This window comes from Rothia sp. P4278 (assembly GCF_048512945.1).
Taxonomy (GTDB): Bacteria; Actinomycetota; Actinomycetes; order Actinomycetales; family Micrococcaceae; genus Rothia.
Map to the genome: position 1 here is coordinate 784,326 of NZ_JBLXXU010000001.1, position 21,802 is coordinate 806,127.

The window sequence follows — 21,802 nt, forward strand, 5'->3', positions numbered from 1 at the left end:
TCCCTAGAGAGGCCCCAGCTGGCCTTGACCTGGTTCATGACCAGAATCATTGCTCAGCTGCGCCAGGTAGGCCTCGATTTCTGCGCCAATTTCATCCCGGGGAGGAACGCGCCCGGCCGCTCGCTCAGACAAAGGTAAAGCGCTGAAACCCCTGGACGCGTTGGCATCGTAAGATTCTTCTAGGCGGTGAATCATCATTTGAATTTCAGGGTTAGCACTTGCTTGTTCATCAATCTGGCCCTGCACATTAAGTGAAAGCTCCCGCAAGCGGTCGGAGGGCAGGCTCAGCTTGGCGGCAAGCGAAAGGTGTTCCATAGCGACCAGAGCAGTCTGGGGAAGCTCAGATTCAGAAAGGTACTGGGGAACATTCACAGAGAAACCTGCTGTACCAATACCGGCTTCGGTCAAGGCTACCTCGAGCAGACTTGACACCGAACCCGGGACGAGAGCTTCAGGCTGGAAGGAGGATATGCCGGCAGTCAAATCTTTGCGTGAGCCATGGGCTGTCACAGGAATCGGGCGTGTGTGGGGGACCGGCATAGGGAATGCAGTCACAGATAGCGCGACCGAAACATCGAGTCGCTGAGCAAGGTCAACGATATTTGAGGTAAACCTCTGCCAGAGAAAATCAGGCTCGGTCCCGGTCAGCAGCAGGAATGGCTTACCCAACCGATCTTCTACAACATAGAGCTTGAGCTCGGGCAAAACAGGGTTGGTATAGTGGTCCTTCTTAAAGGTGATGCGAGGTCTGCGGGAGCGGTAGTCGTGGAGCCTGTCAGCGTCAAACTCGATGACGGGAAGGCTATCAAGTTCGTGCAGAAGGACTTCGCCCAGGTGCCCCGCTGTTCCACCGGCGTCCTGAGGGTGTGATAGGGCAACCACCAGGGGCAGGCCTTTAAGGCGCTGGTTCTCAAATACTCCAGCGTGGGCTATGTATAGCCGCTCATCGTGTCTCATGCTCTGCCCCCTTCGCCTAAAGGTCCATTCTTGTGTTGAGACTCTATAGTACTCCAGCCTCTCTAATACCGGCTGTGTATCTTGCAGTAATAACTGTTGTCGGTGAAGAGATATTCCTCATCCACACCAGCATTTCACAAAAATGTCACAAATCGCCCCAACCGACAGAGCTGTTAGCCGGCTCCACGGTATCTCCAGCGGGTTATCCACGGTACACATTGACGGTTTTTTTGCCTACCCTTATTAACTGAAGGAGCACAAGAAAAGTCGCTTTTCCCGCGGCCTCTATGTTCTCACCCCAATATCTAAAGGAGAATTCTGTGAGCCAATCACATGATTTGTCATTTTCCGTTTCCTCAACCGACCTTGATGCGCTCGAGGCAAATGTTCTAGTTCTCGGCGTCTATTCCTCTGAGGAAGGCCCGGTTCTTGCATCCAACCCTCTTGGCGAAGAAACCGCTGAGGGTCTCGAAGCAATCCTTGAGGACCTGGGGGTGACCGGGGGCCAGGACGAACTCGTTCGCCTACCCGGTTTTGATGAAGCTGGAGCAGACCTTGTTGCTCTCATCGGGCTTGGGGTAGAAAACGACCAGCTCGCTAAAAAGCTGAACAGCCTCCGCTATGCCGCAGGTTCAGCAGTTCGCCAGCTAGCTGGCAACGAGAATATTGCCCTTGCCCTAGGCGTCACCACCCCTGATGAAGTTGCCGCCGTGGCTGAAGGTGCCGCCTACGGAGCCTTTTCAGATGCTCAGTTGAAAGCAAAAACAGCAGAATTGGTCAAGGCACCGGTAGAGGACATCACCATTGTCACCGATCTTGACCCTGCAGAAGCCGAGCCGGCACTCACCCGTGCCCTGATTCTAGGCGAAGCTGTAGATCATACCCGCCGTCTGGTGAATACTCCCCCATCCCACCTCTACCCCGCAACTTTCGTTGAGCGAGCCTTAGAGCGTATTGAAGGGCTGGAAAATGTCACCGCAAAGGTCTGGGACTACGACCAGCTGGTAGCAGAAGGCTTTGGCGGAATCGCAGGTGTAGGTCAGGGCTCAGAACGCAAGCCTCGCCTGGTTGAGGTCAAATATGTGCCACAGGGCGCTACTCAAACCGTAGCAATAGTAGGCAAGGGTATTACTTTTGATACCGGCGGTATTTCCCTCAAGCCCCCCACATCTATGACCACTATGAAATCAGATATGGCAGGTGCAGCTACAGTCCTCAACGTGGTTGCTGCCGCATCAGAACTCAACATTCCGGTGGCAGTCAGCGGTTATCTCTGTCTGGCCGAGAACATGCCCGGTGGCAACTCGATCCGCCCCGAGGATGTCCTGACCATGCGTAGTGGCCACACCGTTGAAGTCATGAACACCGATGCCGAAGGACGCTTGGTCATGGCAGATGGCCTTGCCCTGGCATCTGAATCTGAGCCCGACGTCATTCTGGATATTGCCACCCTAACCGGCGCCCAGCTTATTGCTCTCGGTGTGCGTACCGCAGCAGTTATGGGCCACGATAATATCCGGGCCAAGGTAGTTGAAGCAGCTAGCGCCGCTGGCGAAGACTACTGGCCCATGCCCATGCCCGAGCATTTGCGAAAGTCCCTCAAGTCCCCCGTTGCTGACCTTCAGAACATCGGTTCCAGGTACGGCGGAATGCTTGTTGCAGGCCAGTTCCTTGAAGAATTCGTGGGTGAGAAAGATGGCGCCAAGATTCCTTGGGCTCACCTCGATTTTGCTGGGCCTTCTTTCAACGAAGAAGCACCCTATGGGTACACACCTAAGGAAGGTACAGGCCATTCCGTTGCAACCCTCATCAAATTTATTGAGGCCTACGCCTAAGCGGTAAGTATCGTTGAGCATCCCGGTTACCCTTCACAAAGGTAACCGGGATGTAATCGTTAACACCTCATGACGTGGCGTCCACCATAATATGAACATGAGCCTTTACCCCTGCCCCCAGAGATTCATAGCCCATTCAAAGGCTCAGCAGAGGCCCGAAAGGCTATCTACAAGGGGTCCTAGAGCAAAAGGCTAGCTCCCTGGGTGCATCAGGACCCTCAGTTTTAGTCACGGGGCACATAAGTCTCATCGGCGCAATAGTGGAGCTGTGCCCCGACAAGCGATAAGCTAGAAAATGACAGTAGATAAGGGGGCATTGTGTCTCCGCAAACCCATGTAAGGGAGCGTCAACGTGGCCGACTCGGCAACAACAGAATTCGATATCCTCATCCTCGGTGGCGGTAGCGCAGGCTACTCAGCTGCACTTCGAGCTGTACAGCTCGGTTTCTCCGTAGGTCTCATCGAAAAAAGCAATCTGGGTGGCACCTGCCTGCACACCGGTTGCATTCCCACCAAGGCTTACCTGCACGCAGCAGAGCTCGCTTCTGAGGCAAAGCACGCCTCACAGTACGGTGTTAACACCACCCTTGAATCCATTGACATGGCCAAGGTTCGTGACTACAAGGACGGCATCGTTGCCGGTAAGTTCAAGGGCCTAACCGGTCTTCTCAAGATGAAGAAGGTCACCGTCATCGAAGGTGAAGGTAAGCTCACCGGCCAAGACACCATCAGCGTTAACGGCACCGCCTACAAGGGTAAGCACATTATCCTGGCCTCCGGTTCTGTTTCCAAGACCTTCGGTATTGAGATTCGCGATCGCGTTCTGACCTCAACCGAAGCGCTGCAGATGGATTACCTCCCCAAGAGCGCAATCGTTCTGGGCGGTGGCGTTATCGGGTGTGAATTCGCCTCCATGTGGAACTCAATGGGCGTTGACGTCACCATTATCGAGGGCCTACCCCACCTAGTACCCAACGAAGATCCCTCCATCATTAAGGTTCTTGAGCGCGAATTCAAGAAGCGGGGCATCAAATCCTCACTGGGCAAGTTCTTCAAAACTGTTGAGCAGGATGCCAACGGCGCTAAAGTCTCCCTCGAAGACGGCACCACCTTTGAAGCTGATATCGTGCTCGTTGCTGTAGGCCGTGGCCCCAACACCGAGGGCTTTGGTTACGACCAACAGGGCCTGACCATGGACCGTGGCTTTGTCATTACTAACGAGCGACTGCACACCGGGGTAGGCAACATCTACGCTATTGGCGATATCGTCCCCGGTGTCCAGCTAGCGCACCGTGGCTACCAGCAGGGCCGTTTCGTTGCTGAAGAGATTGCTGGCCTGAACCCACAGGTGGTTGAGGATCTCCATATCCCCAAGGTCACCTACTGCGAACCCGAAATTGCCTCAATCGGCTACTCACAGCCCAAGGCTGAAGAGAAGTTCGGCAAGGAAAACATCGAGGTTACAGAGTACAACCTGGCCGGTAACGGTAAGTCCTCTATCCTTGGTACCGGCGGTCTGGTCAAGGTTGTCCGTGAAAAGAACGGCCCTATCATCGGTGTTCACGCTGTTGGCAAGCGCATGGGCGAGCAAATTGGTGAGGCACAGATGTGGGTTGTCTGGGAGGCTTTCCCCGAAGACGTTGCACAGTTTATCCATGCTCACCCCACTCAGAACGAATCACTCGGTGAAGCAGCAATGGCCTTGGCTGGCGCACCGTTGCACGGCTAAATAAGCTTCAGGTAGGTGGTCGCTCCGCACCCGTGAAGCGCCACCTACCCTTTCAATATTCCATCACGTACAAGGAGACCACGAAGGACTATGTCCACTACCGTTGAACTGCCCGCACTGGGCGAATCAGTAACCGAGGGTACCGTTACCCGCCTACTCGTTGAAGTTGGCGAAACAGTTTCTGTCGACCAAGCTATCGTCGAAGTTTCAACTGACAAGGTTGATACCGAAGTTCCCTCACCCGTTGCCGGTGTTGTTGAACAGATTCTCGTTGAAGAAGACCAGGATGTCGAAGTAGGTGCTCCCCTGCTCGTCATTGGTGACGGCTCCGGCGCAAGCGCATCTGCTCCTGTAGCTGCACCTGCCCAGGAAGCTCCAGCAACATCCGCTCCCGCAGCTGAATCCGCTGCACCTGCACCCACTCCTGCGGCTCAAGCCCCTGCAAGCTCCGCTGAAGGCGTTGAGGTTACCCTCCCCGCGCTGGGCGAATCAGTTACCGAAGGCACCATCACCCGCTGGCTCAAAGAGGTTGGCGAAGAAGTAGCCGTTGACGAGGCTCTGGTTGAGGTTTCCACCGATAAGGTAGATACCGAAGTTCCCTCACCCGTTACCGGTACCCTGCTTGAAATCCGCATCCAGGAAGACGAGGATGCCGAGGTCGGCCAGGTTCTGGCCATCATCGGTAGCGCTTCATCTGCTGCCCCCGCCGCCTCAACTGATGAGCCTCAGGCCCCTGCAGCCGACGAAGCCAAGGTAGCTGATCAGGCGCAAGCACCTGTAGCTGTTTCTTCACAGGATGAGGCTGCTGAGGCTCCTGCTGTCGAAATTCCCTCCGGCGAGAACGGCGAAGCCTACGTCACTCCCCTTGTACGCAAGCTGGCGAAGCAGGAAGGTATCGACCTTTCAACCATCAAGGGAACCGGCGTTGGTGGCCGCATCCGCAAGCAGGACGTATTGGCTGCTGCCGAGGCTAAGAAGGGCTCTGCTGCAACCCCCGCCGCAGCACCCGCTCCCGTAGCTGCGCCAGCTGCTGCTCCTACGGCCCCTGCTGCCCCCAAGCCTGCAGTCTCCTCAAAGCGTGGCACCACCGAGAAGACAGCTCGTATCCGCCAGACCGTTGCCAAGCGCATGGTTGAGTCGCTGGCAGTTTCAGCTCAGCTGACCACTGTCCAGGAAATTGACCTCACCCGTCTGGTTGCTCTGCGCAACAAGGCTAAGGCTGGTTTTGAGGCTCGTGAGGGTACCAAGCTGACCTTCCTGCCCTTCTTCACCAAGGCAGTTACCGAAGCTCTGCAGCAGTTCCCCCAGTTCAACTCCTCAATGAGTGATGACTTCAAGGAAATTACCTACCACGGATCCGAGAACATCGGCCTAGCAGTTGACACCCCCAAGGGTCTGCTTGTCCCCGTTGTTAAGGATGCCGGTGACCTCAACATTGCCGGTATCGCAAAGAAGATCAATGATGTAGCCAAGCGTGCACGCGACGGTCAGGTTGCGCCTGAGGAGCTCTCCGGCTCAACCTTCACCATCTCATCAACCGGCCAAACCGGCGGTGTCTTCTTCACCCCGATCATCAACCAGCCCAACGTAGCTATCTTGGGTATCGGCTCAACCAACAAGCGCCCCGCTGTGATCCAGGACGCTGATGGTAACGATGTCATCGCAATTCGTTCGCTAGCATACTTCTCACTCACCTACGACCACCGCGTCGTGGACGGTGCAGATGCTGGTCGCTTCCTGGCTTTCCTCAAGCAGCGACTTGAAGAAGCCGCTTTTGAGGCTGAGGTCGGCCTCTAAAAACAGGTGGTGACTGAGTAAGGGACATCTAACCCCTTTACTCGCCCAGCTATTGTTTGAGGGTGCTCCCCCATCACATGATGAGGGAGCACCTTTTGTATACCCCCTGTTTTCCTGGGGTAACTGACATAGGTGCCGACCAACACACCCCTTGCTGTGACATACTGTCGATAAAGAGCCCGGTATTCCGTAGACTAAAGAACATGTCTATTGCTTTTTCAATTCTTCTGTTTCTGCACATTATTGGTGCTTCACTAGTGTTTGGCCTTTGGGTAGCAAACTTTAAGAAAGCTGTCGTCCTGCCCGGCCAATTCCATGCCGCGCTCTTGCAGCTTGTTACCGGTTTCGCTCTCTACTTCATGCAGATGGCAGAAAATATGCAACTCAACCACATGATGATTGGCATAAAAATGGTGATTGCCCTGGTGATCGCTGCCGCTGCATTCGTAGGTCAGAAGAAGTACAAGGCCGCTCTTGCTCTTGGTACTCCTGAATCAGGTAAGAACATTGCTCTTGCCCACACCGTTGGCGGTCTTGCGCTGATTAATATTGCTATCGCAATTTTTATCCAGTACCCACAAATCTAAATCACTGCCTGTAATCTAAGGGCATATCGAATTCGCCACTAGAGCGGTACGCATCAACTGTGTACCGCTCTATTTCTTATTCGCTTACAGTGCTTGAAGCCTAGCCTTCGTTGGCAGTAATAGGTTTTGCTGATTCTATTCTTAGCCCTTGACTAGAGGGCTGTAGTGACAAGCTGACTTTCTGCATAATGCGTTCTCCATCTCGGGTCATACCTAACCGCGCTAGTTCCTCGTCGCTCCCCTTAGGGTTGTAGCCGCGAGCTTCAAGAACCGCTATTACTGTGTAGCTACCCTCCTGACCGGCAGAAATTTCCTCAACGGACACTACTTGGGACGACATCTGGCTGAGATCTCTTGCTCCTTCTTGAGTCAGCATATTACGGTCATTGTGTTCTAATTCAGAACCGGGTAAGGCATAGTCCTGAACGCGATCGCTATTGCCAGAAGATAGAACTTGGCTTCGCAGGCGGATGAGTTCGGCTGTTTGTTGGGTAATTACTTCCTGGCGATCACCGCTGATACCACTCACCGGTTCGGAAGGTTTCTGTAATTCTGGCTCCTTTGTTGGTGATAGCGTGGATGGGCTAGTCGGTAGTGACATTTCCTGTGACTGAGTTTCCTCTGCGGCTTGTTCTTGCGGGCTAGCGCTGAGACGGTCCTGGATCCACGGTAAGAAAACAGATATACACGCCCCCAGCGCAAGAACGATAGCCGCCAGAAGCGCTATAGCAACCCCCTGCTTCCCCGATTTCCATAAGGTGATACCAGCCCTTGATGAGGACCGTCTATTCAGTGTTTGGGGCTGCCCGTAGACTTTCGGTGCCCTCCTCATGCGGGTTTTAGGCTTGTTGGTCATCGGCTCAGTCTCAGTCGCCGTGTAGGCAGGGAGCCGGCTTAGGACGCTCTCGTTGGCACTCAGATGGAGCTCTAAGGGGGCAGAATCCGCAGTCAGGTCAAATAGGGCGGCAAGATCGGTCAGGCTCGGCTGATTTGCTCTCAGGTCAATAGCATCTTCAAGTGTTTGAGCAAGAGCGTCGCTGGCCTGAGGTAGGCTCAATAGAAGTGGCGCCCGGAGCCTTTGTGCCTTAGGTTCCTTGCCCGTAAGACAGAACCAGAGAATAGCGGCACAGGCGGCAATATCCTCTGCCTTTTTGGCCTCTTTGGCAGTATCGGGTGAAGTTCTGAGATCAAGGTCGGGCGCTAGAACTTTAAGCTCCCCCTTAACAGTGAAAACACAGTGCTCTAACCTAAGGTCTCGGTAGGCAAGCTCTTGCTGGTGGAGATATGTTAATGCCGCAGTCAGGGCCTTAGCTACGGTGGTAACTTGGGCAAGTGGAAGCTGGCCCCGGGCTCTGCAATAATCCGCTAGAGTACCTGCTTCAGCTGCCTCATACCAGATATGACCTGCACTAGGTGAGCTGGTTACTGCATCTACTCTCAGGACGGCAGGGTGGGTAGGTAAAGAGCAGAGCCGCTCAGCTGCTTTCATTGCGGCGGTTGCGCTCTTTGAATATTGAGTCAGTGTGTAAGGCCCTGCTTGTATCTCAAGCTGTCCTGCTGTCTGATAGCCACAGTCAGCAATCCAGGTAGAGTGGGTCGGCCCGCTTTCAAGGCGATATCGGAGGATGACATCGGTCAGGCCCTTGAGCGCGCTGTCAGATGCAAGGGGTTCCTGCTCAGGGTGAGATGGTGCGTCTTGTGGGTGAAGAGATGCTTGGCTTTTCATGTTCTAGACATACCTCACATGCAAGAACCCATTAAAAAGTTATCCACAGAACAGACATTTATACTAGTCAGAGATACATTAGTTGGCTGTGGATAAAAATTCACAGTTGGTCACCAAAAACTTAAAGCCACACTTAGGCTAGCTATTTTTAGAGTCTGACTAAAAGGACTACCCTAGAGGGTATGGCACTTTTGTTTGAGCGGGTCGGCTTTGCACCCCAGTACATTGACTATGAGACGGCGCTTCAATACCAGCGCAAGACACACGAAAAAGTCGCTACCGGCCAACAACAAAACACCGTCCTGCTCCTAGAGCACCAGGAAGTTATTACCGCTGGGAAAAGAACCGAAGACCATGAGTACCCTAGCGACAATCGAGTTCCTGTGATCAAAATTGATCGTGGTGGCAAACTGACCTGGCACGGCCCCGGCCAGCTCGTTGGATATCCCATCGTCCAGCTGCCCGAACCCATTGACGTGGTCAGGTACGTGCGAGTCTTAGAAGAGGTCCTCATCAAGGTCCTTACCGGGCTCGGTATCACCTGCCAGCAAATGGAAGGTCGCTCTGGTGTCTGGGTCCGGGGTGACGGGGCACTGCTACCAGACAAGAAAATAGCCGCCATTGGAATTCGAGTCTCAAAAAACACCACCATGCACGGCTTTTCCATCAACTGCAATAACCCCACTGACCCTTTCGGGGCTTTCATTCCCTGCGGAATTACAGATGCCGGGGTCACCACGATTAGTGAACAGCTCGGGCGGAATATTTCTCCAGCAGATATTGTTGAGCAGGTTGAAAAGGAACTCGACCGCTACGCCAACCAGCTAGCGGCATCTTTCGTTCCCGCCACCTAGCCCTCAAAGGGGTTCCCCTCAAAACCTTAAGCCCCCACATAGACTTAACGATGAGACCAATCTACAAAGGAGATTCCTCCACATGAGCGCCCAGCCTGACGGCCGCAAGCTACTGCGCGTTGAAGCGCGCAATGCAGAAGTACCTATCGAGAAGAAGCCCTCATGGATTAAAACCAGGGCTAAAGTAGGCCCTGAATATCAGGAGATGATTAACCTCTCCCGCGGTTCAGGCCTGCATACAGTATGCGAAGAAGCAGGTTGCCCCAACATCTATGAGTGCTGGGAAGATCGTGAAGCGACCTACCTGATTGGCGGCTCTGAGTGCACCCGTCGCTGCGACTTCTGCATGATTGATACAGGTAAGCCGATTGCTATTGACCGCACGGAACCAATTAAGGTAGCCCTCAATGTCAAAAAGATGGGCCTGCGCTACGCAACCGTCACCGGCGTTGCCCGCGATGACCTTGAAGACGGTGGTGCCTGGCTCTACGCCGAGACAATCAGGCAGATTCACAGGGTATCGCCCACTACAGGTGTCGAAATACTGATCCCTGACTTCAAAGGCAAAGAAGAAGACGTCCAGCAGGTCATTGATGCCCAGCCCGAAGTCTTTGCTCACAACCTTGAGACAGTACCCCGTATTTTCAAGCAGATTCGCCCCGCTTTCCGCTACGAGCGCTCACTCGATGTCATAACCCAGGGCAAAGAAGCCGGCCTGATCACTAAGTCCAACTTGATTTTGGGTATGGGGGAAACTAACGAGGAAATCTATGAGGCCCTCTGTGACCTACACGATGCAGGAACAGACCTTATTACCCTGACGCAGTATCTACGCCCCGGCCCGCTTTTCCACCCCATCGAGCGTTGGGTCAAGCCGACCGAGTTCCTTGAACTTTCCCAAATGGCCGAGGAAATCGGTTTCTCCGGTGTCATGGCTGGGCCCATGGTTCGTTCTTCCTACCGTGCCGGTAAGCTCTGGGCCCGCGCCATGAAGAAGCACGGCCGCCAGATACCTGAGCACCTCTCGCACATCGACGATGAAGGCTTTGCCATGCAAGAAGCAAGCTCACTGGTAGCAGCTGGCGCGTAAACCAGGCTTCAGGGTCTCCCCAGCCGTTAGCTTTATCATCCCATTTGGGTGCCTGCCGGCTTTATCGGCGGGCACCTGCCGTATAGAATGGGTAAGTTACGGCGCTCTTATCACTTAGATAGCTAGGGCGCCCGGTTCTCGACTCACGAAGGATACACAGTGGCTGAATCTCGTGGCAACACCCGCGAAGAAAAGAAAAAGGCAGGCGCAGAGCGCCGCGCTAAGCGTGGCCCCGGCATGTTTGCCCAGATGAAGCAGGTCTATGGTGTGACCCGCCAACAAGACCCCAATATCCCCTGGATTTTGGCGCTGATTTTCTGTGCAACCGTCCTTGTTTTCCTGCTCATCGGTATTCTGCTGAAGAACTGGATTACTTTCCTTCTGATCGGTATTCCTTTCGGCATCCTCTTCGCAGTGATTGTTCTTTCTCGCCGCGCAGAAAAGGCCGCCTTTGCTCAGCTTGAGGACCGCCCCGGCCGCGCAGGCGCTGCTCTCTCAACCCTGCGCCGCGGCTGGATTTTTGAGCAGCAGCCCGTTGCAGTGAATAAGTCACAGGATGTTGTCTTCCGCGCTATTGGACGCCCCGGCATCGTTCTGGTGACCGAGGGCCCCACTAACCGCGTCAACGGCCTGGTTCAGAAGGAAAAGCTCCGCTATAAGAAGATTGTTCCTACCGTACCCGTTCACGTTATCAACACAGGTACCGCGGAGGGTCAGGTAGAGCTCAAGCAGGTCACTAAGGCAATGAACAAGCTACCCAAGCACCTGACTCAGCAGGAGATGCACCAGGTTTCTAACCGCATTGATTCCATCTCCAAGCACAACAATATGCTCAGTGCGATCCCCAAGGGCGTTGATCCCCTGCGTATGCGCCCCAGCCGTAAGGGCATGCGCTAGCACCATTTGGCTTGATATATAAAGGCCGGGTTCTTTAAGAACCCGGCCTTTACCGTACCTACCGATCTTCTTTCTGCTTCTTGGAGCCCTTCCACCAGTTGACCACAAAGACATAGAGCAACAGCGCCAGGGTTATCTGCATCATGTAGCGATCAATGGTTTTGAGAATAGGCTGGATTCCCTCACCAAAGGTAACGCCCAGGTACAGGTAGAAGCACTTATTCAGCAGGGCGAGAATATAGATATAGACACCGATGACCATACCCTTGATCTTGCGGATACCGGCTATAGCTACCAGCAAGGTAGCGGGAATAGGCGAAAAAGGGATAAACCCCAGGAGAAGGCTCACCAGTAGGTGCCGTTCCACAAAGCCCTCCAGCTTGCGGTACCAGAGCGGTGTATGGCTGGCGAAAATCCAATTGATAAAGTCTTGGCCCCAATGCTTACCCATAAAAAAGTAAACGGCCATGAACTTGATATGGCTCAGAGCTGTCACCGTAACCAACACAGCCCATAGAAGGTACTGGTGGGGATTCTGGGCGGCGGTAATCAGAACTCCCAAACCGGAGCCGGTCAAGAGCGACAGAACCCAGGGATGCTCAACCAGCAAGAAAGCCCGAGTGGGTATAATCGCCAGGGAGAAAATCGTCATGAATCCCAGTAGGGACAGCAGAATCTTATCGACCTTGCCTGGGGAAGTCAGGAAAGGGGGCAGAGCTGGGTCATGTTCTCTTTGCATGCTAGGGTTTTTGTCTTCCCTTATGGAATCATCTGACATATCTACACCATCTAACGAATAAGAACCAAAATGGTATGACGTGCACGGTCGTGAAGCCCCCGTTGGTCAGCGTCCATGATCAGGACAGGAAGAACCAGCATCACCATGCTCTGGCGGACGAGAGCAGAGAGCCACCCGGCAGGTTTACCGTCAAGGCTCTGAACCTGCATTCCCATGACAAAATGACCTATGCTATGCCCCATGAAACCAACGGCAGAAACCATGTAAAGCCAGAAAAAAATGAGCTGGGCAATATCGAGAGAGGCTAGGTTCGCACCGGGGAAAACAAACTTCCCCAGGAGGAAGAAAATACCTTTAATGAGGTACCAATCCATACAAAACGCAATCAAGCGGCTCAAAGGGCGGGCAATTGCTCCCCTGCCAGAACGGGGGCGCCCCATATCCTGCCCCGGGTAATCCATATGGGTGGGGGCACCGTCAAGCCATGAACCTAAATCTTTTCTTGATACCACAACATCTAACCTTACCGGCTTAAGAGCAACTCCCCTACCCAGAAAAGTCATCTATGAGATACCACGGTCACCCAAGAGCACTGACCGCTTTCCTAGAATGAAAGAGAGCTTAGCCAGCTGCAGGAGCCCTTAACACGCCTGCAACTTGGTGCTCAGGCTGTTACACAAGCGAAACAAAGGCGACACTTGAGGGCAAAAAACTAGCTCTAGGCTAGATACAACATCCAGGTGCCCACCCATGGGGCCCCGGGGTCGATATATCTCAAGGAGAACACCCAATTATGTTCACAACCTCACAGGAAGTCATAGACTTCATCACCAAGGAAGACGTCAAGTTTGTTGACATCCGCTTCACCGACCTTCCCGGTGTCCAGCAGCACTTCAACATGCCCGCAAAATCCATTGATGAAGATTTCTTCACAGTAGGCCAGATGTTTGATGGGTCCTCTATTCGGGGCTTTCAGGGTATCGCTGAGTCCGATATGCAGCTCATTCCCGATGTAGCCAGTGCCTATGTTGATCCCTTCCGTCTTGAGAAGACCCTGATCATCACCGGCTCCATTGTCAACCCACGCACCGGAGAGCCCTATCACCGTGACCCCCGAGGTGTTGCTGAGCGTGCTGAAGAATACCTCAAGTCAACAGGTATTGCCGATACCGCTTTCTTCGCCTCAGAAGCTGAATTCTTCGTCTTCGAGAACGTCCAGCACGAGGTGACCCCCCAGTCTGTTTCCTTCAAGATCGACTCCGATGAAGCTCCCTGGAACTCAGCTAGGACCGAAGATGGCGGTAATCTGGGTAACAAGACACTGACCAAGGGCGGCTATTTTCCTGTCTCTCCAGTCGATAAGCAGGCCGACCTACGCGATGCCATGTGCGTAGCCCTCGATGAAGTTGGCCTCGAAGTCGAGCGTTCTCACCACGAGGTTGGCGCACCCGGCCAGGCAGAGATCAACTACAAGTTCTCCACCCTGACCCAGGCTGCAGATGACCTGCTCAAGTTTAAGTACGTCATCAAGAACACCGCCGATGCCTGGGGCAAGACCGTCACCTTCATGCCCAAGCCCGTCTTCGGTGACAATGGTTCAGGTATGCACTGCCACCAGTCACTCTGGCTCGACGGCGAGCCCCTCTTCTACGATGAGCGTGGCTACGCTGGCCTCTCCGACCTTGCCCGCTGGTACATCGGTGGTCTGATTGAGCACTCCTCATCAGTTCTGGCTTTCACCAACCCCACCGTAAACTCCTACAAGCGCCTGGTTCCCGGTTACGAAGCACCCGTGAACATGGTCTACTCGCAGGGTAACCGTTCAGCCGGTATCCGCATCCCCATCACCGGTTCAAATCCCAAGGCTAAGCGTCTAGAGTTCCGTGCACCGGACCCCTCTTCAAACCCCTACCTGGCTTTCGCTGCCCAGCTCATGGCTGGTCTAGACGGTATCCGCAACCGCATTGAACCCCCAGCGCCGATTGACAAGGACCTCTACGAGCTGCCCTCTGAAGAAGCAGCAGATATCAAGAAGGCTCCTGCCAACCTCGAAGAAGCCCTGGCCGCTCTTGAAGCAGACCACGACTTCCTGCTCGCCGGCGATGTTTTCACCGAGGACCTCATCCAGGCATGGATTGACTATAAGCGCACCAAGGAGCTGGAGCCCCTCTCACTGGTGCCGCACCCGCTGGAGTACCAGCTGTACTACGGTGTCTAATCTGCCGTAAACTGGTGCCATAAGCCCAGGGTCGCGCTCCCACATCCACAGATTCTGTGGGTGTGGGGCGCGGCTTTTGAGTGTAAAGACCGATAAGTTCAGAAGAGATGAAAACATGAGCAAGCAGAGTTCAATTCTTGAAGGACGTAGCACCATCTACCGGAACGAAGTCTTCCAGACCGGCCTCATGAGCCAGCTATTAGACGGTATCTACGACGGCGATATGACAATCGGTGAGCTCCTGGGGCACGGCAATTTTGGGGTGGGCACCTTTGACGGTCTTGACGGTGAGATGGTTGTGCTCGATGGAACCTGCTACCAGATGCGCTTTGACGGCTCTGTGTCCTTAGCGGACCTGGACCAGAAGACACCCTTTGCGGTGATTACTAACTTTGTTCCGGCAATTAAGCGGGATTTACCCCGCAATCTTCTCCGTCAACGAGCAGCCCAGGTGCTTGATGATTTCACTCTCTCAGATAACTACATGTATGCCATCAAAATTGTGGGCGACTTTGAGTGGGTACGCACCCGAACCGTCAAGAAGCAGTCCAAGCCCTACCCCAAGATGGTTGATGCGGTAGAAGGCGAGGACATCGTCCAGTTTGATGATGTTACCGGCACTATCGTTGGGTTCCGCACCCCTATTTACGAGCAGGGTATCGGTGTGCCCGGGTGTCATGCACACTTTATCAACGATGAACGCGATAAGGGTGGGCACCTTGTAGACTTCAAACTCCGCAGTGCGCATGTAGAAATCTGCCCGGGTACCGGGCTCCGCCTGCACCTGCCGCTCAACGAGGCTTTCTCAAATGCAGATCTCTCCCCCGAAGATTTGGCAGACCAAATCTCGAAAGCAGAGCAGCACTAGCTACCCCTGCTTCTCGACTATCTGGCATAGTTCCAGGCTTTGATAGCCCAGTTGCTGGTTGATAGCTCGCATTGCAAGATCATTGCGATCAACCCAACTCACCAGCCCCGTAAAATCGGTGCCCTTAGGCTCAAGCTGACGGTGGTTGGCTATCTTTAGAGCAAGGCCCAGTCCCTTGCCTCGGTAGTCGCCCATCATCCTGCTCAACCGTTTCGCTTCCCTGAAGCCGGTACATTAAGGTGTAGCCTGCCAGTCGGCCATCCGGCGCGCAAAACGCGGTCATCCATAGAGTCAAGACGGTCGATATGTACAGTAGCCACACCATTGTGCTCAGTCACTACCTTCTTCTCTTTCCGCGTGGTGTCTAGGCCGGGTAGAACAGCTTCTCATAGACAGCCCGAGCCTGACGGGTGATACGCAGGTAGTCATCTTCGAGTAAGCGTGCCGAGTTCGGTTCATAGCCGCACCAACGCGCAATGGCCTCAAGATCAGATCGGGTTGTCGTTAAAGTATCTGAAGCCCGGCCCGTCCTCAAAACATTCAAACCACGGATCTTCGAGGCAAGTCTCCAGGCCGAACTCAGAAGCTGAGCATCGTCCTGCTCAACAATTCCGGCCTCAACGGCGGCAGCCAAAGCCCCCAACGTTGAGGTCGTTTGCATACCCTGAACCCGGTGCGCGTGCTGAAGCTGAAGGAGCTGAACCAGCCACTCAACATCGGTTAGACCACCCCTGCCCAGTTTGAGCTGACGAGTTTTATCGGCCCCACGAGGCATACGTTCGGTTTCCACACGCGCTTTCATACGCCGAATCTCAGTCACCTGCGCAGCCCCAAAAGTAGACGGGTAACGGTAAGGAGCAATCAGCTCCACAAAAGCCTGCCCCACCGTCTCAGAACCAGCAAAGGGGCGGGCACGCAGTAGAGCCTGGAACTCCCAGGTATCGGCCCAACGTTCGTAGTACTCCCGGAATGAGTCCAGCGAGCGCACCATAGCCCCCTGTTTGCCCTCTGGCCGCAAGTCGGCGTCAATCTCGAGCACTTTCTCGGCACGAATCGGCGGCTTGGTCGGCTGTTTGAGGAGCTGAACCATGCGGTTAATGAGTTCGGTGGCTTCTGCTTGGGCTTCACGTTCGTCTGCTCCTGGGCACGGAATATGAACGTACATGAGGTCTGAGTCTGAGCCGTAGCCAATTTCGGCCCCGCCTTGACGGCCCATTGCGATGACTGCTACATGGGTGAGCGGTTCTCGGCCCTCAGCGTAGAGTTCGCGTTCGGCAATAGCGAGCGCTGACTGGATAGCCCCTCGATCGATGTCGGACAGACCGTGTGCGACTTCCTCAGTGGTGGTCAGTCCTAGCGCTTCACCCATAGATAACCGGAGGATTTCACGGCGTCGTGCCATGCGGACGGCACGGATGGCATCCAGGGGGTCGGTGTGCCGGGTGAGCTGGGAGCGTAGTTCACCAATGATGACCTCGGTGTCTCGCGGTTTGAGGTCCTCGTCTCGGTCAAGCCAAGCAATGGGTTCGGGGGTATCTTCCAGTAGGTCAGTGATAAAGCGTGAGCTGGAGAGTAGGGTGCATAGACGCTCTGCTGCGGCGGGTGAGTCTCGGAGCATACGCAGATACCAGGGGGTACCGCCAAGGGACTCACTGATACGGCGGAAACCCAGTAGGCCAGCATCGGGGTCTACTCCCTTGGCGAACCACCCCAAGAGTACCGGCATGAGCGTTCGCTGAATTTCGGCAGAGCGGCGTAGGCCTTTGGTCAGGGCCTCGATGTGCCCCATAGCGCGGCGGGGGTCCTTGTAGCCCAGGGCTGCCAAACGGTCTTGTGCGGCTTGGGGGCTGAGGGCTACCTCGTCCTTGGATAGGTGAGCCACCGCGGCAAGAAGCGGACGAAAGAAGAGCCTTTCGTGGAGTAGCTTAACCACCCGTTTGATTTTTGCCCACTGTTTGAGCATGTCGGCTTCGGTCAGCTGGTTGGGGGCTAGTGGCGAGCTCATACCCCTAGCTAGGGTGCGTCGGTCCTTTTCTTTGGCGGGCATGAGGTGGGTCCGGCGCATATAGAGCAGCTGAATACGGTGTTCCATGACCCGGAGGGTGGCATAGTTTTCGGCGAAGTCAAGGGCATCTTTGCGGCTGATATAGCTGGCCTTTGCTAGTGCACTCAGAGAGTCGGTGGTTGTCTGAGTTCGGACGCTCTCATCGGTTCGACCGTGGACTAGCTGGAGTAGTTGAACCGTGAACTCTACGTCGCGCAGCCCTCCGGGGCCAAGCTTAATCTGACGGTCAACTTCAGCGGCAGGGATATTATCTGTCACCCTGTGTCTCATGGCCTGGACGGATTCCACGAAGGAGTCCCTGGCCGCTGACTCCCAGACGAAGGGGCGCATAGCCCTCGCCCACCGTACCCCCAGGGCAGGGTTGCCCGCTATGGGGCGGGCTTTCAGGAGGGCCTGGAATTCCCAGTTATCCGCCCACCGTTTGTAGTAGCTGGTATAGGACTCTACGGTACGGACAAGCGCCCCGTCTTTACCCTCGGGGCGGAGGTTGGCGTCGACCTCCCATAGGGCCGGTTCTGGCGCTGGTGCCATAATTGCTTTGGATAGAGCCTGAACGAGCTCAAGGCCCACCTGTGTCAGGGTGTTCTCATCTAGGGGGGTGAATCCCTCTGGAAGGTCTGAAAGCGGTGCGTGTGCCACTGCATAGACCACATCAACATCCGAGATGTAGTTGAGTTCCCGTGCACCGCACTTACCCATACCGATGATCGCCAGTTCAACTGCGGCAACAGTGTCCTCTCCTCGCGCTGCCGAAACCTCGGCGCGAGCAACGGCCAGTGCTGCTTCAAGAGCGCCCGCTGCCAGGTCAGCTAAGACATGCCCCACAGTAGGCATAAATTTGACCGGCGCGTAGCTGGTGAGGTCGTGGATAGCTAGCTCGGTGATGTGCCGGCGGTAGGCTATGCGAAGCGCGGTGTAAGCCTCTTTTCCCGTCAAGCTTGCTTTGGGTGTATCAGAATCAGGGTCCGCTCCTACGGCCTTGAGCAGGTCCGCCCGGTACACGGTGTCAAGCGGGGCAATGGGGGTCAGGAACTCATTATCAGTTTCCGGTAGCAGCGACCGGGGGAAATCTTCATAGGCTAGCTGCTTATCCTCAATCTCTAGCAGGTCTGTGTGCTCTGGGCGTCGAATAAGAAACTCCCCCAGTGCTTCTGAGCCGCCAAGTAAGCGGTAGAGAGCGGGGGCATCAGCACCTCGCCCTGCAAGTTCTGCTACCTTCGGCGCTCTCTCAATCAGCCTCACCAGCGCAGGCAGAGCAATGTCAGGTGAAGGTGCCAACCTCAGACCCTCAAAAAGTTTATTACGGTCGACCCTTGCCAGTTCGGGTGAATCCAGCCAGCGAGCGCTCTTGGCAGCATCGTAGAAACCCAGTGCTGCCATCTCACTGATGAGGCGCACATGTGCCTTGCGTTCTTCTTCTGCGCGGCGGGTAACGTCATCGGGGTGCGCTGAGGTAGTTTTTGGGGCTGTCACCGTGTCTTGCTCCTTGGGCTGTTGGGGTTCTGCTAGATACAACAAGGCAGGCGTAGCGCCCTAGTAGGGGCTACGCCTGCACAGCCTTGTTAGAGGATACCGAGGCTGGTCTTAAGCTCGTAGGGGGTTACTTCGGCACGGAAAGCGTTCCAGTCACGGCGCTTGTTACGCAGGAACTGCTCAAAAACCTGCTCGCCCAGTGTTTCGGCCATAAATTCTGATTCTTCGGTGCGGTGGATTGCATCGTAGAGAGATGAGGGCAAGGCGTGGTAGCCCATGGCACGGCGCTCCGCGCTGGTCATTGCGGAGATATCTTCCGTAACCGCTGCCGAGGGTAGCTCGTACTCGTTCTCGATTCCCTTCAGGCCAGCCGCCAGGATAACGGCGTAGGCCAGGTAGGGGTTGGTCGCCGAGTCGATACCGCGGTATTCCATACGGGCTGACTGCATCTTGTTGGGCTTGTAGAGCGGCACACGGACCAGGGCCGAGCGGTTGTTATGGCCCCAAGAGACATAGGAGGGTGCTTCACCGCCGCCCCACAGCCTCTTGTAGGAGTTGACGAATTGGTTGGTGACCGAGGTGAATTCGGGTGCATGCTGCAAGACACCGGCGATGAAGTGCTTGGCGGTGCGTGAAAGCTGGTACTCGGCTCCTGCCTCAAAGAAAGCGTTGGTATCACCTTCAAACAGGGAGAAGTGGGTGTGCATGCCGCTACCGGCGTGTTCGGTAAAAGGCTTGGGCATGAAGGTCGCATAGATACCCTGGGACAGGGCGACTTCCTTGATGACGGTGCGGAAACTCATGATGTTATCTGCGGTTTGCAGAGCATCGGCATGGCGCAAATCAATTTCATTCTGCCCCGGCCCGGTCTCGTGGTGGGAGAACTCTACTGAAATCCCAATTTCTTCAAGGGTGCTGACCGCTTTGCGGCGGAAGTCCTGCACGACTCCCCCGGGGGTGTGGTCGAAGTAGCTTTCAGAGTCCACAGGCTCGGGGAAGCCATTGGGTCCCAGTTCCTTGGATTTGAGAAGGTAGAATTCGATTTCCGGGGAGGTGTAGCAGGTAAAGCCCATGCCTGCGGCTTTGGAAAGAATTTTCTTAAGGACACCGCGGGTGTCCGAAGCACTGGGTTCGCCGTCGGGGGTGAGAATGTCGCAGAACATGCGTGAGGTGGGTTCGTCGTCACCGCGCCAGGGCAGCACCTGGAAGGTTGAGGGGTCAGGCTGTAAGAGCATGTCTGACTCGTAGACACGGGAAAGGCCCTCAATGGATGAACCGTCAAAGCCGATTCCCTCATCAAAAGCGCTCTCAACCTCAGCCGGGGCAATCGCCACCGACTTGAGCTGGCCTACAACATCGGTGAACCAAAGACGAACGAAACGCACGTTGCGTTCCTCAATAGTGCGCAGAACAAACTCTTGCTGACGATCCATGTAACCTATCCGTTCGTGTCGCTAGCGCTACCTGCACCCCGGTGGGCAGGTTCTTATTCGCTACCTTCCAACTCTAGAACTTTGTGTTTCCCTCTGCCTACCTGGCACGCGCACAAACTAAGGAACCGTAACCAGTTTTAAACATTTCTTTCACCGACTGAGAATACGCGCCCTCAGGTCGTTTGCGCGGTCGATCCTGCCACTAAAGTTAGGGGTATGCTCAACGAAGAAAGTTCTCCCTACGGCTCACAGGCTTCCGCCCCGGCCGCATCTGCTCAGCAGAATTCAGCAGGTAGTGTCCTCGATGTTAAAAAGGTGCGGACTGTTCACCTGCGCCAGGCCAAAGAAGCTGGTGAAAAGTTCGCTATGCTCACCAGCTACGATACGCTCACCGCTACTATCTTTGACCGCGCCGGTATTGAGGTTTTGCTGGTGGGAGACTCCGCTGGCAGTAACGTCCTGGGGCATGATTCCACGCTCACTATCACTGTTGATGAAATGCTCCCACTGGTGAAGGCTGTATCGTCAGCCGCCCAGCGCGCCCTGGTGGTAGCTGATTTGCCCTTTGGCTCCTATGAACAGTCACCGCAACAGGCGGTTGCTAGCGCAGTGCGTTTTATGAAAGAAGGCGGTGCGCACGCCATCAAGATGGAGGCAACTAGCTATCACACCGAGCATGTTAAGGCCCTGGTTGCGGCGGGTATCCCTGTCATGGCGCACATCGGTTTTACGCCCCAGTCTGAGCATGCCCTGGGTGGCTATCGAGTGCAAGGGCGTGGTGATAGCGCAGAAGCGCTCATAGAGAGCGCGCTTGCGCTTACTGAGGCCGGTGCCTTCTGCTTACTCATTGAGATGACGCGGTCAGACATAGCGGCACAGATTGACCGCGCAGTCCATATTCCGGTCATCGGCATCGGTGCAGGATCTGATGTAACAGGTCAGGTTCTGGTCTGGCAGGATGCTTTCGGGCTACGCCAGGGCAAGATGGCTCGGTTTGTTAAGCAGTACGCCAACCTGTACGACACTCTGTTGGAAGGTGCCCAGGCCTACCGCCAGGACGTGCGCTCAGGGGCCTATCCCGCACCCGAGCACAGATTCGACCAGTGATTTTACTTAAAGTGTAGGGGCCGGTAGCACAGGCTACCGGCCCCGACTTTTATGGTTTTACTTGCCCCAAGAATTTTTGCCTTCATCCCAGGCTTCGTTACGTTTTTTAGCTGTTTCCATAGCGTGCTCGGCTTCTTCGCGTGTAGCAAAGGGGCCCCACAGCTCAGTGATTTTTGACTGCTGGCCCTCTTCTACTTGCCCGGTACGCAGATTGTAGTAAAACTCCGTGGCATGGGGACCAGGTGTTACATTCTCAAGTGACATGTCTTCCTCTACATGTAGTGACAGACGAGAGCATCGTTCTGCTTCCCAACCATCCTATGAAGGCCCTGGCCCCTTGGCAAGAGTCACACTTCTTTGAAACACCATGGAGTAAGCCACCAAAGCGGTTTAAGAGAAAGCAAGGAATGCCAGTAAACCCTCCAAG

General features: G+C 54.9%; 18 protein-coding genes. 10 read left to right on the forward strand and 8 right to left on the reverse strand.

From position 1 onward, the window contains the following. Nucleotides 1-3: 3 nt before the first annotated feature. The gene (locus ACN085_RS03555; protein ID WP_419100096.1) at nt 4-957 is read right to left on the reverse strand and encodes a proteasome assembly chaperone family protein; all 954 of its coding nucleotides are present in this window, start codon (nt 955-957) and stop codon (nt 4-6) included. Between the two features lie 320 nt (nt 958-1,277). Between ACN085_RS03555 and ACN085_RS03560 the strand changes: the two genes are divergently transcribed. From ACN085_RS03560 to ACN085_RS03575, 4 genes are all read left to right on the forward strand, one after another. After that, the gene (locus ACN085_RS03560) at nt 1,278-2,792 is read left to right on the forward strand and encodes a leucyl aminopeptidase (RefSeq protein WP_419110624.1); all 1,515 of its coding nucleotides are present in this window, start codon (nt 1,278-1,280) and stop codon (nt 2,790-2,792) included. Nucleotides 2,793-3,144: 352 nt separating this feature from the next. Continuing rightward, complete coding sequence (gene lpdA, locus ACN085_RS03565) at nt 3,145-4,521, forward strand: dihydrolipoyl dehydrogenase (RefSeq protein WP_419100094.1); 1,377 nt, start codon at nt 3,145-3,147, stop codon at nt 4,519-4,521. Between the two features lie 90 nt (nt 4,522-4,611). Then, nucleotides 4,612-6,318: a 2-oxoglutarate dehydrogenase, E2 component, dihydrolipoamide succinyltransferase gene (sucB, locus tag ACN085_RS03570; protein WP_419110625.1), complete on the forward strand. Its 1,707-nt coding sequence runs from the start codon at nt 4,612-4,614 to the stop codon at nt 6,316-6,318. A gap of 203 nt (nt 6,319-6,521) precedes the next feature. Then, nucleotides 6,522-6,905, forward strand: a complete 384-nt coding sequence (locus tag ACN085_RS03575) for a hypothetical protein (protein WP_419100092.1) — start codon at nt 6,522-6,524, stop codon at nt 6,903-6,905. A gap of 100 nt (nt 6,906-7,005) precedes the next feature. On the opposite strand, the gene ACN085_RS03580 is transcribed toward ACN085_RS03575, so the two are convergent. After that, nucleotides 7,006-8,631, reverse strand: a complete 1,626-nt coding sequence (locus ACN085_RS03580; protein ID WP_419110626.1) for a protein kinase domain-containing protein — start codon at nt 8,629-8,631, stop codon at nt 7,006-7,008. A gap of 182 nt (nt 8,632-8,813) precedes the next feature. Between ACN085_RS03580 and lipB the strand changes: the two genes are divergently transcribed. The 3 genes from lipB to ACN085_RS03595 all read left to right on the forward strand — a co-directional run bounded on the left by lipB (nt 8,814) and on the right by ACN085_RS03595 (nt 11,472). Beyond that, a complete protein-coding gene (gene lipB / locus ACN085_RS03585; RefSeq protein ID WP_419110627.1) occupies nt 8,814-9,485 on the forward strand; it encodes a lipoyl(octanoyl) transferase LipB in 672 nt (223 codons plus the stop codon). Between the two features lie 82 nt (nt 9,486-9,567). Then, entirely contained in the window at nt 9,568-10,575 is a 1,008-nt protein-coding gene (lipA, locus tag ACN085_RS03590) for a lipoyl synthase (protein ID WP_419100089.1), read from the forward strand. Between the two features lie 159 nt (nt 10,576-10,734). Further along, a complete protein-coding gene (locus ACN085_RS03595; protein ID WP_419110628.1) occupies nt 10,735-11,472 on the forward strand; it encodes a DUF4191 domain-containing protein in 738 nt (245 codons plus the stop codon). A 58-nt stretch (nt 11,473-11,530) separates the two neighbouring features. On the opposite strand, the gene ACN085_RS03600 is transcribed toward ACN085_RS03595, so the two are convergent. Continuing rightward, on the reverse strand, nt 11,531-12,211 hold the full coding sequence (locus ACN085_RS03600; protein WP_419110629.1) for a hypothetical protein: 681 nt from the start codon (nt 12,209-12,211) through the stop codon (nt 11,531-11,533). Nucleotides 12,212-12,261: 50 nt separating this feature from the next. Then, entirely contained in the window at nt 12,262-12,723 is a 462-nt protein-coding gene (locus ACN085_RS03605; protein WP_419100086.1) for an RDD family protein, read from the reverse strand. A gap of 281 nt (nt 12,724-13,004) precedes the next feature. Here ACN085_RS03605 and glnA (ACN085_RS03610) point away from each other — a divergent pair, with 281 nt between their 5' ends. Together glnA (ACN085_RS03610) and budA are read left to right on the forward strand one after the other, a co-directional pair. After that, entirely contained in the window at nt 13,005-14,429 is a 1,425-nt protein-coding gene (glnA, locus tag ACN085_RS03610; RefSeq protein ID WP_419110630.1) for a type I glutamate--ammonia ligase, read from the forward strand. Between the two features lie 115 nt (nt 14,430-14,544). Beyond that, nucleotides 14,545-15,297 carry an acetolactate decarboxylase gene (gene budA / locus ACN085_RS03615; RefSeq protein ID WP_419100084.1) on the forward strand — a complete coding sequence of 251 codons (753 nt, stop codon included), beginning with the start codon at nt 14,545-14,547 and terminating at the stop codon, nt 15,295-15,297. Here the strand turns inward: budA and ACN085_RS03620 are convergent, their stop codons facing one another. The 3 genes from ACN085_RS03620 to glnA (ACN085_RS03630) form a co-directional block, all read right to left on the reverse strand. After that, the gene (locus ACN085_RS03620) at nt 15,298-15,504 is read right to left on the reverse strand and encodes a hypothetical protein (protein ID WP_419110631.1); all 207 of its coding nucleotides are present in this window, start codon (nt 15,502-15,504) and stop codon (nt 15,298-15,300) included. It lies immediately after the preceding gene. Nucleotides 15,505-15,661: 157 nt separating this feature from the next. Next, entirely contained in the window at nt 15,662-18,835 is a 3,174-nt protein-coding gene (locus ACN085_RS03625) for a bifunctional [glutamine synthetase] adenylyltransferase/[glutamine synthetase]-adenylyl-L-tyrosine phosphorylase (protein WP_419110632.1), read from the reverse strand. A gap of 89 nt (nt 18,836-18,924) precedes the next feature. Next, complete coding sequence (gene glnA, locus ACN085_RS03630; protein WP_419100081.1) at nt 18,925-20,268, reverse strand: type I glutamate--ammonia ligase; 1,344 nt, start codon at nt 20,266-20,268, stop codon at nt 18,925-18,927. A 216-nt stretch (nt 20,269-20,484) separates the two neighbouring features. Here glnA (ACN085_RS03630) and panB point away from each other — a divergent pair, with 216 nt between their 5' ends. After that, nucleotides 20,485-21,375 carry a 3-methyl-2-oxobutanoate hydroxymethyltransferase gene (gene panB / locus ACN085_RS03635; RefSeq protein ID WP_419100080.1) on the forward strand — a complete coding sequence of 297 codons (891 nt, stop codon included), beginning with the start codon at nt 20,485-20,487 and terminating at the stop codon, nt 21,373-21,375. A 57-nt stretch (nt 21,376-21,432) separates the two neighbouring features. On the opposite strand, the gene ACN085_RS03640 is transcribed toward panB, so the two are convergent. Further along, nucleotides 21,433-21,639 (reverse strand): SPOR domain-containing protein, encoded by a 207-nt coding sequence (locus ACN085_RS03640; protein WP_419100079.1) that lies wholly within the window; start codon nt 21,637-21,639, stop codon nt 21,433-21,435. Nucleotides 21,640-21,802: the final 163 nt, after the last annotated feature.

Excerpts from the sequence above, each read along its gene's own strand:
- ACN085_RS03640 (WP_419100079.1), bottom strand. The coding sequence starts at position 21,639 with ATGTCACTTGAGAATGTAACACCTGGTCCCCATGCCACGGAGTTTTAC.
- budA (WP_419100084.1), top strand. The coding sequence starts at position 14,545 with ATGAGCAAGCAGAGTTCAATTCTTGAAGGACGTAGCACCATCTACCGG.
- panB (WP_419100080.1), top strand. The coding sequence starts at position 20,485 with ATGCTCAACGAAGAAAGTTCTCCCTACGGCTCACAGGCTTCCGCCCCG.
- glnA (WP_419100081.1), bottom strand. The coding sequence starts at position 20,268 with ATGGATCGTCAGCAAGAGTTTGTTCTGCGCACTATTGAGGAACGCAAC.
- ACN085_RS03580 (WP_419110626.1), bottom strand. The coding sequence starts at position 8,631 with ATGAAAAGCCAAGCATCTCTTCACCCACAAGACGCACCATCTCACCCT.
- lipA (WP_419100089.1), top strand. The coding sequence starts at position 9,568 with ATGAGCGCCCAGCCTGACGGCCGCAAGCTACTGCGCGTTGAAGCGCGC.
- ACN085_RS03600 (WP_419110629.1), bottom strand. The coding sequence starts at position 12,211 with ATGCAAAGAGAACATGACCCAGCTCTGCCCCCTTTCCTGACTTCCCCA.
- sucB (WP_419110625.1), top strand. The coding sequence starts at position 4,612 with ATGTCCACTACCGTTGAACTGCCCGCACTGGGCGAATCAGTAACCGAG.
- ACN085_RS03575 (WP_419100092.1), top strand. The coding sequence starts at position 6,522 with ATGTCTATTGCTTTTTCAATTCTTCTGTTTCTGCACATTATTGGTGCT.
- glnA (WP_419110630.1), top strand. The coding sequence starts at position 13,005 with ATGTTCACAACCTCACAGGAAGTCATAGACTTCATCACCAAGGAAGAC.
- ACN085_RS03555 (WP_419100096.1), bottom strand. The coding sequence starts at position 957 with ATGAGACACGATGAGCGGCTATACATAGCCCACGCTGGAGTATTTGAG.
- lipB (WP_419110627.1), top strand. The coding sequence starts at position 8,814 with ATGGCACTTTTGTTTGAGCGGGTCGGCTTTGCACCCCAGTACATTGAC.